We start from the raw sequence: 14,933 nt of genomic DNA, 5'->3' as shown, positions 1-14,933 counted from the left end.
AGGGCTTGTTTATTAATCATAATAAAGTGACACGTTCCTTGCGCTGCCAACGTTCAGCAGTGGATCTTTCTCAATACACCGCGCCGCGTCAGCTATGTCGTCGAAGCACAAAAGATCTGAGTCCTCGTCAGTTCCATGATCGATACGATATCCATCGCCAAATCCCTGAATGTAGACGTCATAGAAACCATTTTCATCCTTATGCGGAATACCGTATCTGGCCTGAATCATCCCTTTATTCGCTTCCCACCAGGCTATCTGGCGACTTTTCAGCAACGGAAAATGCCGGACCAGCAGCGTATTGCCGTTATGCACCGCCACGATTTCTACGGGAGTAAGAGAGTACCAAAGCGCATAAACACAGCCCGCAGCCGCAAGAATAGCGGCAATCAATCGCTTAACCATTGCGCCTCCCGGAGATTGTCACGGTAGCGTTCATCTCGGTAATAAATGGCCTGAAGCCGTACTCGTTCCAGCGCTGAAGCACGAACCATAGGGGGAAGATACGGAATTCTCGATAGAGGGGATTCAGGACATCTGCATCATCAAGGCCAAAGTGATCCTGAACGCGGTAATGGATATTTGCCCGCCAGAGGTCTCCCTCAATCTCCAGGGATTCGAGCGTAATGTGCGTCGCCCAGGTATCGTGCACCGAGATAACCAAACCGTTGAACCTGTCTTTCAGGCGATTAAATTTGGGTAAAATTGTTTTCTCATTGATATCTTTATTGAACTTTCCTTTATCTTTTAAAGGGTAAATTGAATAATCATAATCAATCCCTTTATTTAAAATATCCTTTATAGTCAGAAGACTACTGTTTTCTGAACGATCCCCCTCAATCTGCTCCTTCAGCGCTTTATCCAGCAACGGGCTGCGCCAGGGCTTGCCGCTGTTCTGCTGCATATGCGCGATCATCTCCGTAATAAGGTGCTGATACTCGCCGTGAAAAGAGAACAGCTTCGCCAGTTCGCGGAACTCATCAAACAGTATTCGGGCGCTCTCATCCCGGCTGACGGAGGGCATCGGTTTAGGCTGAAAATCCGGATGAACGTAGGGTGAAGCGAAGGCCAGCGGGTCATGCGGATCTTTCTGTTTTAGCGTGTAAGGATTCACCCTCATGGAAACGTTATCCACATCAATGTGAAAGCGATTGCGCAGCGTCACGATGTCCAGGTCGCCGTGGCGCATATCGCTTGCCTGATCGTCATCCATTTGCCGGCTGGTCTGATAAATCAGCGCAGGCAAGGGGAGCGGTTCTGGCCGGGCGCTTTTCGCGCTCTGGGCAAATTGCTCCGGTTCTGCGGTTGGCATGCTGTCAGCGAGTGGGATGTAGGGCGGCTGTTTTTCCGGCCCGAACCAGGTTGCAAGCGGTGCGATCAGCCTGTTTGTACCGTAGGGGCAGCCACAGAGAATGATTGCGCCATCAAGGGCTACCGGAACGGTGGCAAACTGACGCCTCATCGAACCTTCGCCAATTAAGCCGTTTTTCCCGCAGGCCGGGCAAACGCTGGTTCGATCGCCCTTTCTCAGGGGGGCAGGCGCGCCATACCAGAAAGTGCCCTGAAGGCTGCTGTAACAGGTTGCCCCTGTCGTTGTTTTATCTCCGTGATGACCCTGGCCCATGCCATCAATAACATCCCGCCACATAAAACCTCCTGTTTTGTATGGGTTAACGGCAGGGATAATACAATGCGAAACGCAGAAATAATGATCGATTTATCAGATAGCGGTGCTGACCGGGGTAATAAAGCGTTGGCAGGATTTCATGCCCGGCCAGCAAATGCTGCCGGGCCTGGCCTTAGCGCGACAGCGCTTCGACTTTTTCAAACGCCGCTCGCAGCGTGTCGGCGGAGAGGTTTATCGGCAGGTAGTGGATGGATTCCACCGGACGCAGGGTGTGAGCAATCACTTTCTCCAGCTCGGCGTGATTGTTGATATCCACCTCCAGCGCCGCCAGCGTGGTGGGCAGGTTGAAACGCTGATACGCATCGATCAGTTGCGCCAGCACATCGTCCTGGCCGAGCAGGGCGCTCTGCACCAGAATGCCGTAAGCGACTTTAGTGCCGTGCAGGAATTTATCCGTTTGCGGCAGTACCGTCAGGCCATTATGCACGGCATGTGCAGCCGCCACGCGGGTATAGCGCTCGCCCAGCCCGCCAACCATACCGCCGCCAGCAATGATTGCGTCCACCACGTCACGAAACGCCTGCGTCACTGCGCCGCGCTGTTGATCGGCCAGCGCCTGTTCACTGCTTTCCAGCAGCACATCGCGGATAGCCAGTGCACCGTTAATCCCCAGCCGTACCGTCAGCGGCAGGTTTTCCGGCTGCGGTGCCAGCACCACGGCTTCATACCACTTCGCCAGCGTATCGCCGATGCCCGCCAGCAGGTACTCCGCCGGGGCATTAAGGATGATTTGCGGTTCGACCAGCACGAGGAAGTTGGCGTCATCGAAAATCTCAAAATGCAGCGCCTGCCCGGCATCGTTGTACCACACCGACAGCGGCGTCCAGGCCGCACAGGTTGCTGCAATGGTCGGGATCGCCACTACCGGCAAACCAAGACGGCGTGCCACCGCTTTGGCGGTATCCAGCAGTGCTCCGCCGCCAACGCCAATCACTACCGCCCGGTCATCGCCGGATTGTTGCACCAGTTCGGCCACGTCGCGTTCGCTGCAATGGCCCTGAAACAGAATGTGCTTTGCGCCCGGCGCGTTGAACCCTTGCGGCAGAAAGGCTTTGGCCCCGGCAAAAGCGCGTTCGCCGTAGATCCACACCGCGCGTGAGAGCTGCTCTGCGCTGTAGAAGTCGTGCAAACGCGCAAGGCTTCCGGCATGGGAATAATAATTGGCGGGGCCGGGTACGACGCGAATCTCAGTGTTGCTCATGTGTAGTGTCCTTGTGCGTGTTTGCTAACCCGATGTTATGTCTGGACATCCGGATGGCTAATAATATTTTGCTTTATCTTATGCATTTTCCGTCGTTGCCAGTCAAGCGAGGCTGTGAAAAATTCGTTAAATCAACCTATTAATTGCAGGAATTCACGCACCATGAGCCGTAACCACCTCGAAATGCGCACCATTAGCCTGGCCTTTGGCGGCTTCAGGGCGCTGTCGCAAGTGGACTTCAGCCTGCACGGCGGCTCGGTGCATGCTTTAACCGGGGCAAATGGCGCGGGGAAATCGACGCTGATGGCGGTGCTGTGCGGCACGCACGATCACTACGAAGGTGAAATCAGCATCAACAATCAGGTGGTATCCATTCGCACTCCGCGTGACGCCAAACAACTCGGTATTCATCTGGTGCAGCAGGAAGTGGATGTTGCGCTGATCCCCGGTTTGAGCATCGCCGAAAACATCATGCTCGATACGCTGGCAGAAACCGGGCACCGCTTCCGCTGGAACGAGATCCGCCAGCAGGCGCGTGATGCGCTGGCGCAGCTTGACGTTCAGCTTGATGTAAAGCGTTCAATTGATAGCTGCACGCTGGCGGAGAAGCAGCAAATTCTGCTGGCGCGGGCGCTGTCGCACCACTGCCGTTTTTTGATTCTTGATGAGCCCACCGCACCGCTCGATCAGCATGAAAGTGAGCGCTTGTTCACCGTGGTGAAACGCCTGCAACAGCAGGGCATTGGCGTGGTGTTTATCTCGCACCGCATTCACGAGCTGAAAGCGATTTGCGACACCTTAACAGTGCTGCGCGACGGCAAGCTGATTGAATCCGGGCCGATGGCGGAGCTGAGCGGCGAAGAGATCGTCGAGAAGATGCTCGGCCACGAATTAAGCGATATCTACCCGCCTGCGCGCCCGCCACACAGCGATGAGGTGCTGCTGAGTATTGACGGTCTGCACGACGAAGGGTTGCTGAAAGATATTTCGCTGCGCCTGCGCAAAGGCGAAATCCTGGGCATCGCCGGGCTGGCGGGCGCGGGGAAAACTGAACTGTGCAAAGCGCTGTTTGGCGCAAGCAAAAGCCGCATCAATCGTGGCGAGCTGAATAACCAGCCGTGGCGGCCGCGCGATCCAGCCGATTCGGTGATACGTGGACTGGCGCTGGTGCCGGAAGAGCGGCGCAAAGAGGGCATTTTTGTTGATGAGCCGATCAGCATGAACCTCGCCATCAGCGCGGATAACAGCTTTTCACGCTGGGGACTGTTTGGTCATCGCCTGGCCTGGCGCTGGGCGGAAGAGGTGATTGCCCGTATCGGCATTCGCACTACCGGCCCGGCGCAGACGCTGCGCCGTCTCTCCGGCGGTAATCAGCAAAAAGTGGCCATTGGGAAGTGGTTGCGCGGCAACGCAAACGTGGTGATTTTCGACGAGCCGACCAAAGGCGTGGATGTGAAAGCGAAGACCGACCTGTTCCAGTTAATTGACGGGCTGGCGCGAGAAGGGAAAGGCGTAATTTATGCGTCGGGTGAATTCGCTGAGCTGGTTGGGCTGTGCGATCGGATTTGTGTGCTGTGGGACGGGCGCATTGTAGCTGAAGTGGCGGGTAAGGAGGCCCGTGAAGAGACATTACTTTATTATTCCACCGGAGGAGCGGCGCTGTGAGTAAGGCCCTGTCAGTCAATGCGGCGGTAACGCCCCGCCAGCAATTTTTTGATTTTCTGTATAAATGGGGCATGTTGCTCACCGTGGTCTTGTTGATCGCGATTTTTGGTCTCGCGTCGGACAACTTCCTCGACCCATTCAACATTATCAATATCTTACGCTCAATCGCCATTGTGACGGTGATTGGCGTAGGCGTCTCGATTTCGCTGACAATCGGCGGCTTTGATCTCTCCGTGGGGTCAACGGCTTCGCTGGCGAATGCGCTGGTGATTTCGCTGTTTGTCTGGCACGGCTTCGGTACGACGGAGGCCATCGTTATTACCCTGGCGCTCTGTACGCTGGTCGGCCTGTTCAATGCTTTTTTGATTGTGGTGCTGCGTATTCCCGACATGCTGGCGACGCTTGGCAGCCTGTTTGTTATTCAGGGTGTGGCGATGACGTACAGCTACGGCGGCTCGATCACGGAAAATATGGTGCTGCCGAGCGGCGATATGGCGGAAGGGACGATTCCGGCCGCGTTTAGTCTGCTCGGCCAGGTGCCGACGATCGTGATCATTATGCTGGTGGTGACGGTAGTGGCGCAGCTCGGCCTGTCGCTCACCACGCACGGCCGCCGGATGTACGCCATTGGCGGCAACCCGGAAGCAGCGCGCCTGTCGGGTATTCGCACTACGCGCTATAAAGTGGCGGCGTACGTTATTGCCTCGCTGCTGGCGGGCCTTGGCGGCATTCTGCTCGCCTCGCGCATTGGCTCTTCGCAGGTGAACGCGGGCGGCGGTTATTTGATGGATGCCGTGGCAGCGGCGTGGATCGGCTTTTCGCTCGCCGGTTCCGGCAAACCGAATGCACTCGGCACGCTGGTGGGCGCGGTGATCCTTGGCGTGCTGCAAAACGGGCTGGTGATGCTGTCGGTGCCCTACTATGCGATGGACATTATTAAGGGGCTGGTGCTGGCCGGTGCTCTTGCGTTGACTTACTTCCAGCGTCGTTAATTTTCAGGGGAAAACAGACATGAAAAAAATTGCACTCTCACTGTTAGCGCTGGGGTTACTGAGCGCGCTACCGGGCCATGCGACCACGCCAGCGCCGGTGCCGGATGCTATCGCCAATCACAACGGCCCGGTGCGCATTGCGCTGATCCGTAACCTTGGCTCGGACGATAACACCACGCAGTTTGTCTCCGGTGCCTTACAGGAAGGTAAAAAACTCGGCTTTAAAATCAGTACCTTTTTAAGCAATGGCGACGATGCCAAATTCCAGGACTTTGTAAACCAGGCGATCAGCCAGAAGTATGACGGCATCATCCTGTCGCAGGGCCGCGATCCCTATTCCACCGATCTGATTAAAAAAGCGGTAGCCGCCGGGATCAAAGTGTCGGTGTTCGATACCGCTGTTAACGGTGAAATTCCGGGCGTGACCGTCACCCAGCAGGATGACGCCTCGCTGACCAAACTCTCGTTCGGTGCGCTGGTAAACGATTTCAACGGCAAAGCCAACATTATCAAATTGTGGGTCGCCGGTTTCCCGCCGATGGAGCGTCGTCAGGCGGCTTATGCCGAACTGCTGAAAGCCAATCCGGGTATTAAAGAGCTGGAATCCATCGGCGCGGTCTCTTCCGATGTGCAGGGCGATACGGCTAACAAGGTCGGCGCGGTGCTGGCGAAATACCCGAAAGGTAAGATTGATGCTATCTGGGGTACCTGGGATGCCTTCAGCCAGGGCGCGTATAAAGCGCTGAAAGAGAATGGCCGCACGGAGATCAAACTCTACAGCATCGATATTTCCAACCAGGATCTGCAATTGATGCGCGAAGCCAACAGCCCGTGGAAAGTGAGCGTGGCGGTGGATCCGAAGCTGATTGGCGCGACGAACGTCCGCCTGATTGCCAACAAGATTGCCGGTGAGCAGACGCCTGCCACCTACGACTTTAAAGCGGCGGCAATCCCGCAGGCGCTGCTGGCCAGCCAGCCGGGTGCGGTGAACGTCGCGTCGCTTGGCAAAATCATTCCGGGCTGGGGCCAGACGGAAGACTTTATTGCGCCGTGGTTCGCGACGCTGGAAGCGAAAAACAAATAACTTACACGCCGGATAGGTTTGCTTACGACTGCCGGATAAGCGTTAGCGCCATCCGGCATTTTTAAATCCGGCATCGGAAAGGATTAAGCATGGCAACTGAACTTCCGCGTCCCGAATACAGCCGCAATATGCGGTTAATTGGGCACAGCGATCAGGGGGGACGCCCGGATGGCGTCCAGTTGATGGTGCATCGTGGCTTTGCGTATATCGGCCATATGGTGTCGCAGGGATTTTCTATTGTTGATGTCCGCGACCCGAAAAAGCCGAAACCCGCAGGTTACGTAGCTGCGCCGCCGGGCACCTGGAATGTGCACTTACAGGCGCATGACGATCTGCTGCTGGTGATTAACGCCCGCGATCTGTTCGCCGATGCGCGTTTTGCCGATGAAAAGGTGTACTACACCCGTTCGGTAGGCGACACGGTCAGCGACGTGCAGGATAAAGGCTGGAGCGCCGGGCTGCGCATTTTTGATATCTCCACGCCGGATAAACCGCGCGAAATCAGCTTTCTGTCGCTCAATGGCATTGGTATCCATCGCATCTGGTACGTCGGTGGGCGCTGGGCTTATGTATCGGCGCTGATCGACGGTTTTACCGACTATATTTTTCTGACCATCGATCTGGCCGATCCGCGCAAGCCGCAGGTCGCCGGGCGCTGGTGGTTGCCGGGCATGAACCAGCAGGCCGGAGAAACCCCCACGTGGCCGGAAGGTAAACGCTATGCGCTGCACCATGCGATTATCAGCGGTGACACCGCCTACGGAAGCTGGCGCGACGGCGGCTTAACGTTGCTGGATGTGAAAGATCGCACTCAGCCGAAGCTGATCAGCCATCGGAACTGGAGCCCGCCGTTTGGCGGCGGTACGCATACCGCGCTGCCGCTACCGGATCGCGATCTGCTGGTGGTGCTGGATGAAGCAGTGCTCGACAACCAGGAAGATGGCGAGAAGCTGATCTGGCTGTTTGATATTCGCGAGCCGTCGAACCCGGTCAGCATCTCAACGTTTCCGCAGCCGGACGAGACGGATTATGTGGCGAAAGGGGCGCACTTCGGTCCGCACAACCTGCACGAAAACCGTCCCGGAAGTTTTATCAGCTCGACGCTGATTTTCGCCACTTACCAGAACGCTGGTGTCCGTGCTTACGATATTTCCAACCCGTATCGCCCGGTGGAAACGGGTGCGCTGGTGCCTGCTGCGCCCGCGAAGATGATGGATACCCGGCCAGGCCGCCCGCGCGTGATCCAGTCGTGTGACGTGTTTGTTGATGCGCAGGGGATTATCTACAGCACCGATTACAATGGTGGTCTGTCGGTGATTGAGTATCTGGGGTAAAACGCAGGCTGGACTCAGCTAACGTTGCAGCAACATGTTTGTTATTTTTATGCACGGATCATGCAGCGATGGGGTTGTGTCCCCGCTGAAATCGGCGAACCGAAGCACAGATGACAAGGTCTGGACGCCATGGATGGCGGCCAGAGGCGAGTCGAGACACGACGTCGAGTCGAGCCGACCGCAGGCAGATGTGCGGGAGGTGAGCGCAGTGCGAAGCACCGATTTCCCGCGGGGCCGCGGGGATTGAGAAGGGGTGCGCGGTAAGCCCCCCTTCTCCCGTTCGCGTGCCACAACAGATTATGTGTCTGCCAAACACGTAGTGAACGGAACAATTCATCAGATGCCACATTAGCTGTTTTGCCGGATGGCGCTGATGCTTATCCGGCCTACAAATCCGGGGTACATGTCAGGCTTATGCGTTACGAATACTGGCGCACCCGCGCGATCAGCTCTTCCACGCTGTCGATGCGTTCGGCAATCACGATCAGCGCTTTGCCGAGCGAAATAGCGTGGCGCAGACATTCGTGGCGCATCTCTTCATCTTTAATGGTGTCGATGTCCGCCACGTGTGACAGCCCGACGCTGCGGCGAATCAGTTCGGTGCCGCAAAAACCAATTGCATCGGCCCACACTTTTTTCAGGAAGGCCGAAGCATAACCGGGCTGCGCCAGCGCCACGTCGCGGGTTTTTTCCGTTGCCAGCGCCTGGAAGCGCTCTGCAAACGTGGTCCACAGCGTCTGAATATCGGCGAGGCGCTGTTCGCGCGCGGCGGCGGCATCACGAATGCCCAGATGCCCCGGCAGACCGCAATAGTTGAGTAGCAGATTGCCGATCGCTGTGCCGACGTCGAAACCGATCGGCCCGAAATAGCCAAACTCAGCATCGATAGCTTTCAGGCTGCCATCGGCCACAAAAATCGAGCCGCTGTGAATATCGCCATGCAGCAGGGCTTCGGCGTGAGAGAAGAAACGGTGCTTCAGCGCCGCGACGGCCAGTTTGAGCTGAACGTCGTCGCGCAGGGCGGCAACATCCGCTTCCAGCGCCGCCGGATAATTGTTGCGCTCGTGGATCTGATACGGATCGTTGAAGAACAAATCTTCGGTGATCTCGCACATTTCCGGGTTAATAAACTGCGCCACCTGCGCTTTTTTCTGATGCGGATGCAGGTAGAAATCGCTGGTGTGGAACAGGGTTTGCGCCAGGTAGTTACCGAGTTGCGCGGCCGCCTGCGGGTAATAGACATTGGCGATCAGTTCGCCGCGCCAGATCTTATGGTCGGAGAGATCTTCCATCACCATCACCGCCAGTTCCGGGTCGAAGTGGTGGATTTTCACCGTGTGCTGCGGGCTGTGCTGGTAGTGTTCCACCAGCGTTTGCGCTTCCAGCCTGGCTCTGTCCAGCGTTAATGGCCATGATTCGCCAACGCAGCGCACGTAAGGCAGCGCCTGTTTCACGATGATGCGGCTGACGCCCTGCGCGTCGAAAATTTTAAACACCAGATTGAGGTTACCGTCGCCCACCTCCTGCGCGTCCACCAGTTCGGACGGGTTGTCCAGGCCGCCAAATTGTTGTGCATACGCCACGGCATCACGGGCGGAGAAGGTACGGTATTGCGACATTGCCTCGATCCTCTTTTTGCTGATTAAGCCATTTAGACGTCTATACATCTGAATGTCATCCTGACACAATACGACACAATAACGCAACAGGGATTTAACGATATGCACGCATTACAGACCACCAGCCTGCGAGTCGCCGACAATCACTTATTTATTCTCGACCAACAGGCGCTTCCGCAGGAGAAACGCTGGCTGTCGGCGGGTACGGTAGCGGAACTTGTCGGCCATATTCACGCTTTGCGCGTGCGCGGCGCACCGTTGATTGGCCTCTCCGCCAGCCTGTTGCTGGCGCTGCTGGCCGAACAGGGCGCAAACCGCGACCAGCTAGCGCAGGCGCTGGAAACGCTGCGCGCGGCGCGCCCGACGGCAGTCAACCTGATGAATAACCTCGACCGCATGAAACAGGCGCTGGCGCAGGAGAACTTTGTTAGCGCGTTAAGCGCCGAAGCGCTGCGGCTTATTGATGAAGACAAACAACTGTGCGACAGCATCGCGCAGGCGGGCAGCGCGCTGGTCACTGCTGGCAGCCGCCTGTTGACGCACTGCAATACCGGCGGGCTGGCGACAGCGGGTGTCGGGACGGCGCTCGGCGTGATTGCGCTGGCGCATCAGCAGGGCAAAGTGGCAAATGTCTGGGTGGATGAAACCCGTCCGCTGCTGCAGGGCGGTCGCCTGACGGCCTGGGAACTGGGCGAACTGGGTGTGCCTTATCAGCTGATTACCGATTCGATGGCCGCCAGTTTGATGGCGAAAGGGCAGGTGGATGCGGTGTGGGTCGGTGCTGATCGCATTGCTGCCAACGGCGATGTGGCGAATAAAATCGGCACCTATTCGCTGGCGGTGCTGGCGAAGTTCCACCATGTTCCGTTCTATGTTGCCGCGCCGCAGACCACGCTCGATCCGTTGTGTCCGAATGGCGATGCGATTCCGATTGAGCAGCGTGCGGCTGCGGAAGTGACTGGCGTGGCGGGCAGTTTCGGCGCGGTGCAATGGGCACCGGAGAATGCGCAGGTCTACAACCCGGCGTTTGATGTGACGCCTGCGGCGCTTATCAGCGGCTGGGTGCTCGATAGCGGCGTGGTGACGCCAGCGGAGGTGGCAAACGGCGTGTTCCAGCCGAAATAACGCATTGCCAGCGATAATAGGCCGGAAAAGCGTTAGCGCCATCCGGCACATTGCCCGGCAACGCGAGCATTTACCTGATGATGCGTAATAAATTATGTCAGCGAGAGAGAAAACGGATCAGGATGTTAAAGCGCGGTTGCGCGACAACGGATTATTGATGTTGTATATGATTCATTTAGTTTAACATGATAATAGTTATCAGAATCATTACAGTCCAACTCTCAGCAAGGTTGTTTTTTATGCAAGGAAAATCCTGCAGTAAGCTCGTTCTCGCCGCTTTTCTCGCCGTTCCGCTGCTGGCACACGCGACACAATATCCCCTGACGGTGACCGATTTTTCCGGCCAAAAAGTGACCATTGCGCATGAGCCGCAGCGCGTGATTTTGCAGGACGGCCGCGACATTATGGCGATGGCGCTGCTCGATCGTGACGATCCGTTTAAACGTCTGGTGGCATGGAACAACCTCGCGAAAAAACAGGATGTTGCCACCTGGGAGATGCTGAAAACCCAGTGGCCGGAAGCGACCAGCATCATGGATATGGGCTTTAGCGATAAAGGTAACGTCGATCTGGAAAGTGTGCTGTCCAGACAGCCGGATCTGATGGTCGCCCAGCTACGGGCTAAACCGGCGCTTGCCGATAGCGGCGTGCTCAGCAAGCTGGCGGCGCTGCATATTCCGGTGCTGTTTATCGATTATGAAGTTAATCCGGCGAAAGATACCGCGTCCAGCGTCGATCTGCTGGGAAAAGTGCTGAACCGCGAGAGCAATGCGGCGGCGTATACCACCTATTATCGCCAGCAGTTAACCGCCATCGAACAGAAAACCGCCACCATCAAACCACAGGCGAAAGTGTTTGTTGAAGCGCTGGCCGGCAATACCGATGCCTGTTGCTTTACCCACGGCCACAGCGGCTGGGGCGGGCTGGTGGAAGCCATCGGCGCGAAAAATATCGGTTCTGAATTACTGCCGGGCGCCAGCGGTTTTATCGCGCTGGAGAAGGTGATTAGCGAAAACCCGGATGTTTACATCATGACCGGCTCGAAACGCGGTAACAGCCAGGTGCTGCCGCTGGGGCTGAAAACCTCGCCGCAGGAGGTGAATGCTCAGGCGCAGGTATTGTTGCAGCGTACCGGCGTCGGCCAGATCCCGGCGGTGGCGGCGAAACACGTTTATGGCGTTTATCACCACTTCTACAACCATCCATACAACATTGTGGGGATGGAGTATCTGGCGAAAGATATCTATCCGCAGGCTTTCGCGGATCTCAACCCGGATGCGACATATCACCACATCATCAAAAACTTCACCAAACTGCCGGACGACAATTTCGTCTTTAGCTGGCAGCAGAGTAAATAACCGTGAGTACGACTATTGAACCGGGGGCGTCGCAGACCGACGGCCTGATGCTTAACTACCGCGCGATTTTACGCCGCCGCGTCAGCCTGCTGCTGGTGCTGGCGGTATTGATTGTGGCGTCGATGTTGCTCGATTTTACCCTTGGCCCGTCGGGCCTGCCGCTGGATACGCTGTGGCATACGCTGATTGATCCGGCCAGCGTTGATGCCGGGACGCGGGTGATTGTCTGGGATATTCGCATGCCGTACGCGCTGATGGCGATTATCGTCGGCCTGACGCTCGGCCTTGCTGGTGCGGAGATGCAAACCATCCTCAATAATCCGCTTGCCAGCCCGTTTACGCTTGGCGTTTCGTCGGCGGCGGCGTTCGGCGCGGCGCTGGCGATTGTGCTCGGCATTGGTATTCCGGGCATTCCGGCGCAATGGTTTATCTCGGCAAACGCCTTTATTTTCGCGCTGCTGGCGGCGTTGTTGCTGGATGGCATCACCCGCTGGACGCAGGTGGCGACTTCCGGCGTGGTGCTGTTCGGCATTGCGCTGGTGTTCACCTTTAACGCGCTGGTGTCGATGCTGCAATTTATTGCCAACGAAGATACTTTGCAGGGGCTGGTGTTCTGGACGATGGGCAGTATTGCCCGCGCGTCGTGGGAGAAACTCGGCATTCTGCTGCTGGCGCTGGCGGTGATTATGCCGCTGTCGATGCTTAGCTCGTGGAAACTCACGTCGTTGCGCCTCGGCGAAGACCGGGCCATCAGCTTCGGGATTAACGTGCGCCGTCTGCGGCTGGCGACGCTGCTGCGCATCAGTATTCTGTCGGCGTTGTCGGTGGCGTTTGTCGGGCCGATTGGCTTTATCGGCCTGGTCGCGCCGCATATTGCGCGTCTGCTGTTTGGCGAGGATCACCGCTTTTATCTGCCGGCCAGTGCGCTGATCGGCGCGCTGGTGCTGTCGCTGGCATCCATTGTTTCGAAGAACCTGATCTCCGGCGTCATTATCCCGGTCGGCATTGTCACCTCGCTGGTGGGCGTACCGTTCTTTATCACCATCATTGTGCGTCACCGGGGGAGTGTATGAGCCACAGCGGTCTGAGCCTGCGCGGGTTTGGCGCGGGCTATCACAAACGGCAGATTATTCAGGATCTTAATATCGCTGAGCTGCCGCGCGGCAAAGTCACCATTCTGCTGGGGCCGAACGGCAGCGGGAAATCGACGCTGCTGCGGGCAATGGCCGGGTTGAACAAAGCCGAGGGCGAGTTGCTGCTGGATGATGTCGATCTGCTGAGCCAGCCGTTTGCCAAACGGGCGGAGCAGGTGGTCTATCTGCCGCAGTCGTTACCGGCGGGCGTGCATCTGCATGTGCTGGAGTCGATCATCGTCGCCCAGCGCGCCTCTGGTGGCCTGCACAACGCGGCAAAACAGGCGGAAGTGATGACGCTGCTGCGCCAGCTCGGAATCGAGCATCTGGCGCTGCATTTTCTCGATCAACTCTCCGGCGGGCAGAAACAGTTAGTGGGGCTGGCGCAGTCGCTGATCCGCCAGCCGTCGCTACTGCTGCTGGATGAGCCGCTGAGCGCACTGGATCTCAACTATCAGTTCCACGTCATGGATCTGGTGAAGCGCGAAACGCAGCAACGCAACATTGTCACGGTGGTGGTGGTGCACGATATCAATATCGCCCTGCGCCACGGCGACCATGTATTGATTCTCAAGCAGGGCAAGTTGTTAGCCAACGGCAAACCCGATGAGGTGATCACCCCGCAAAGTCTGGCGCAGGTCTATGGCGTGCGCGGGCGCGTGGAACCCTGTTCGCAGGGGATGAAACAGGTGATTATCGACGGGCTGACCGACGCGGCGCACTGACCGTTACGCCAGTTGCGCCATCCATTTGCTGTGCTCCTCGCCGAGCATCTGCGTGGCCATTTGCAGAAAAGTGTCTACCGCTGCCGGGCGGTGTCGGCTGCCCGGTACCTGAATTTGCAACGTGCGCTGGCTGAGCGAGGTGTTGTTAATGGCTTTCAGCGTCATCGCATCATGCCGGGCGCGCCACAGCACGCTGAAATGGCTGCACACGGTAATTGCCTGTGCGGTATGACGGGTAAACTCGTACAGCGCGGAGAAGTTATTGCTGCTGAACGCCGGTTCCAGAAAGGTGCCCGCCATCCGGCAGGAGAGATCGAACAACTGGCGAATCGTCGTTCCGGCTTCCGGCAGCACCAGCGGGTAGTGATGTAGCGCGTCGAGGGTGACGCTCGCCTGCTGCGTTAACGGATGTCCGGCATCGAGCAACAGCAAGACCGGCGCGGGCCATGCGGCAATGATCTCCACCTCGCGCTCAGGAGCCAGGCTGAACTGAAACGCGACATCGCATTCGTTATGGCGGATCCACTGCGCCACCTGCAATGCTGTGCCAACCTGCAAATCAAAATTGACACCGGGATGCTGCTGGCGAAAACGCGCCAGCACGCCGGGCAGCAGATCAAACGCCATGCCGTCGGTGCAGGCAATGCGCACCAGCGCTTTGCGTACCGCTTTTAGCCCCTGAATTTCCGCCAGCGCAAACTCCATGTCGCGCATGCTTTTACGCACGTGATTAGCCAGAATTTGCCCGGCATCGGTCAGCACCATCCCGCGCGCATGGCGCTCAAACAGCGTGACGCCAAGGCGAGCTTCCAGCTTCTGAATCTGTCGGCTGATAGCAGAACCGGCGACAAACAGTTGCTCGCTGGCGGTACTCAGCGAGCCGGAGGTCGCCACCGCGAAAAAGTAGCGCAGTTCATTGGTCAGCATCGTGATAAGGCTCCGTTGTGGAAAGGAAGAATATTGCACGTTAACGTTGTTTTTTGTACTGACATCAACGGATCGCACAGGGC

General features: G+C 57.3%; 13 protein-coding genes. 8 read left to right on the top strand and 5 right to left on the bottom strand.

Features of this window, described 5'->3' with window-relative positions; genetic code table 11:
* Positions 1 to 12: 12 nt before the first annotated feature.
* The 3 genes from AWR26_RS18500 to AWR26_RS18490 all read right to left on the bottom strand — a co-directional run bounded on the left by AWR26_RS18500 (position 13) and on the right by AWR26_RS18490 (position 2,888).
* Positions 13 to 405, bottom strand: a complete 393-nt coding sequence (locus tag AWR26_RS18500; RefSeq protein ID WP_064567967.1) for a DUF943 family protein — start codon at positions 403 to 405, stop codon at positions 13 to 15.
* Positions 398 to 1,648 carry a PAAR domain-containing protein gene (locus AWR26_RS18495; protein WP_156525216.1) on the bottom strand — a complete coding sequence of 417 codons (1,251 nt, stop codon included), beginning with the start codon at positions 1,646 to 1,648 and terminating at the stop codon, positions 398 to 400. The genes AWR26_RS18500 and AWR26_RS18495 overlap by 8 nt, the downstream gene beginning before the upstream one ends.
* A gap of 151 nt (positions 1,649 to 1,799) precedes the next feature.
* Positions 1,800 to 2,888, bottom strand: a complete 1,089-nt coding sequence (locus AWR26_RS18490) for an oxidoreductase (protein WP_064567965.1) — start codon at positions 2,886 to 2,888, stop codon at positions 1,800 to 1,802.
* 162 nt (positions 2,889 to 3,050) lie between these two features.
* Here AWR26_RS18490 and AWR26_RS18485 point away from each other — a divergent pair, with 162 nt between their 5' ends.
* From AWR26_RS18485 to AWR26_RS18470, 4 genes are all read left to right on the top strand, one after another.
* A complete protein-coding gene (locus tag AWR26_RS18485) occupies positions 3,051 to 4,553 on the top strand; it encodes a sugar ABC transporter ATP-binding protein (protein ID WP_064567964.1) in 1,503 nt (500 codons plus the stop codon).
* Positions 4,550 to 5,545 carry an ABC transporter permease gene (locus AWR26_RS18480; protein WP_043954365.1) on the top strand — a complete coding sequence of 332 codons (996 nt, stop codon included), beginning with the start codon at positions 4,550 to 4,552 and terminating at the stop codon, positions 5,543 to 5,545. Before AWR26_RS18485 ends, AWR26_RS18480 begins: the two co-directional genes overlap by 4 nt.
* Positions 5,546 to 5,564: 19 nt before the next feature.
* Positions 5,565 to 6,629: a sugar ABC transporter substrate-binding protein gene (locus tag AWR26_RS18475; RefSeq protein ID WP_043954364.1), complete on the top strand. Its 1,065-nt coding sequence runs from the start codon at positions 5,565 to 5,567 to the stop codon at positions 6,627 to 6,629.
* 89 nt (positions 6,630 to 6,718) lie between these two features.
* Entirely contained in the window at positions 6,719 to 7,963 is a 1,245-nt protein-coding gene (locus AWR26_RS18470) for an LVIVD repeat-containing protein (RefSeq protein WP_064567962.1), read from the top strand.
* A gap of 419 nt (positions 7,964 to 8,382) precedes the next feature.
* On the opposite strand, the gene mtnK is transcribed toward AWR26_RS18470, so the two are convergent.
* A complete protein-coding gene (gene mtnK / locus AWR26_RS18465) occupies positions 8,383 to 9,582 on the bottom strand; it encodes an S-methyl-5-thioribose kinase (RefSeq protein ID WP_035886027.1) in 1,200 nt (399 codons plus the stop codon).
* A 102-nt stretch (positions 9,583 to 9,684) separates the two neighbouring features.
* Between mtnK and mtnA the strand changes: the two genes are divergently transcribed.
* The 4 genes from mtnA (at position 9,685) to AWR26_RS18445 (ending at position 13,923) form a co-directional block, all read left to right on the top strand.
* Complete coding sequence (gene mtnA, locus AWR26_RS18460) at positions 9,685 to 10,707, top strand: S-methyl-5-thioribose-1-phosphate isomerase (protein WP_064567960.1); 1,023 nt, start codon at positions 9,685 to 9,687, stop codon at positions 10,705 to 10,707.
* Positions 10,708 to 10,946: 239 nt separating this feature from the next.
* Complete coding sequence (locus tag AWR26_RS18455; protein WP_064567958.1) at positions 10,947 to 12,065, top strand: ABC transporter substrate-binding protein; 1,119 nt, start codon at positions 10,947 to 10,949, stop codon at positions 12,063 to 12,065.
* A 44-nt stretch (positions 12,066 to 12,109) separates the two neighbouring features.
* Positions 12,110 to 13,138, top strand: a complete 1,029-nt coding sequence (locus AWR26_RS18450; RefSeq protein WP_167351171.1) for a FecCD family ABC transporter permease — start codon at positions 12,110 to 12,112, stop codon at positions 13,136 to 13,138.
* Positions 13,135 to 13,923 (top strand): ABC transporter ATP-binding protein, encoded by a 789-nt coding sequence (locus AWR26_RS18445; protein ID WP_064567954.1) that lies wholly within the window; start codon positions 13,135 to 13,137, stop codon positions 13,921 to 13,923. Before AWR26_RS18450 ends, AWR26_RS18445 begins: the two co-directional genes overlap by 4 nt.
* A 3-nt stretch (positions 13,924 to 13,926) precedes the next feature.
* Here the strand turns inward: AWR26_RS18445 and AWR26_RS18440 are convergent, their stop codons facing one another.
* Complete coding sequence (locus tag AWR26_RS18440) at positions 13,927 to 14,850, bottom strand: LysR family transcriptional regulator (RefSeq protein WP_064567952.1); 924 nt, start codon at positions 14,848 to 14,850, stop codon at positions 13,927 to 13,929.
* Between the last annotated feature and the right edge of the window lie 83 nt (positions 14,851 to 14,933).

It is taken from the genome of Kosakonia oryzae, assembly GCF_001658025.2.
GTDB lineage: Bacteria > Pseudomonadota > Gammaproteobacteria > Enterobacterales > Enterobacteriaceae > Kosakonia > Kosakonia oryzae.
This window is presented reverse-complemented; position numbering and strand designations above follow the sequence as displayed.

Excerpts from the sequence above, each read along its gene's own strand:
- AWR26_RS18500 (WP_064567967.1), bottom strand. The coding sequence starts at position 405 with ATGGTTAAGCGATTGATTGCCGCTATTCTTGCGGCTGCGGGCTGTGTT.
- AWR26_RS18495 (WP_156525216.1), bottom strand. The coding sequence starts at position 1,648 with ATGTGGCGGGATGTTATTGATGGCATGGGCCAGGGTCATCACGGAGAT.
- AWR26_RS18490 (WP_064567965.1), bottom strand. The coding sequence starts at position 2,888 with ATGAGCAACACTGAGATTCGCGTCGTACCCGGCCCCGCCAATTATTAT.
- AWR26_RS18485 (WP_064567964.1), top strand. The coding sequence starts at position 3,051 with ATGAGCCGTAACCACCTCGAAATGCGCACCATTAGCCTGGCCTTTGGC.
- AWR26_RS18475 (WP_043954364.1), top strand. The coding sequence starts at position 5,565 with ATGAAAAAAATTGCACTCTCACTGTTAGCGCTGGGGTTACTGAGCGCG.
- AWR26_RS18470 (WP_064567962.1), top strand. The coding sequence starts at position 6,719 with ATGGCAACTGAACTTCCGCGTCCCGAATACAGCCGCAATATGCGGTTA.
- mtnK (WP_035886027.1), bottom strand. The coding sequence starts at position 9,582 with ATGTCGCAATACCGTACCTTCTCCGCCCGTGATGCCGTGGCGTATGCA.
- mtnA (WP_064567960.1), top strand. The coding sequence starts at position 9,685 with ATGCACGCATTACAGACCACCAGCCTGCGAGTCGCCGACAATCACTTA.
- AWR26_RS18455 (WP_064567958.1), top strand. The coding sequence starts at position 10,947 with ATGCAAGGAAAATCCTGCAGTAAGCTCGTTCTCGCCGCTTTTCTCGCC.
- AWR26_RS18445 (WP_064567954.1), top strand. The coding sequence starts at position 13,135 with ATGAGCCACAGCGGTCTGAGCCTGCGCGGGTTTGGCGCGGGCTATCAC.
- AWR26_RS18440 (WP_064567952.1), bottom strand. The coding sequence starts at position 14,850 with ATGCTGACCAATGAACTGCGCTACTTTTTCGCGGTGGCGACCTCCGGC.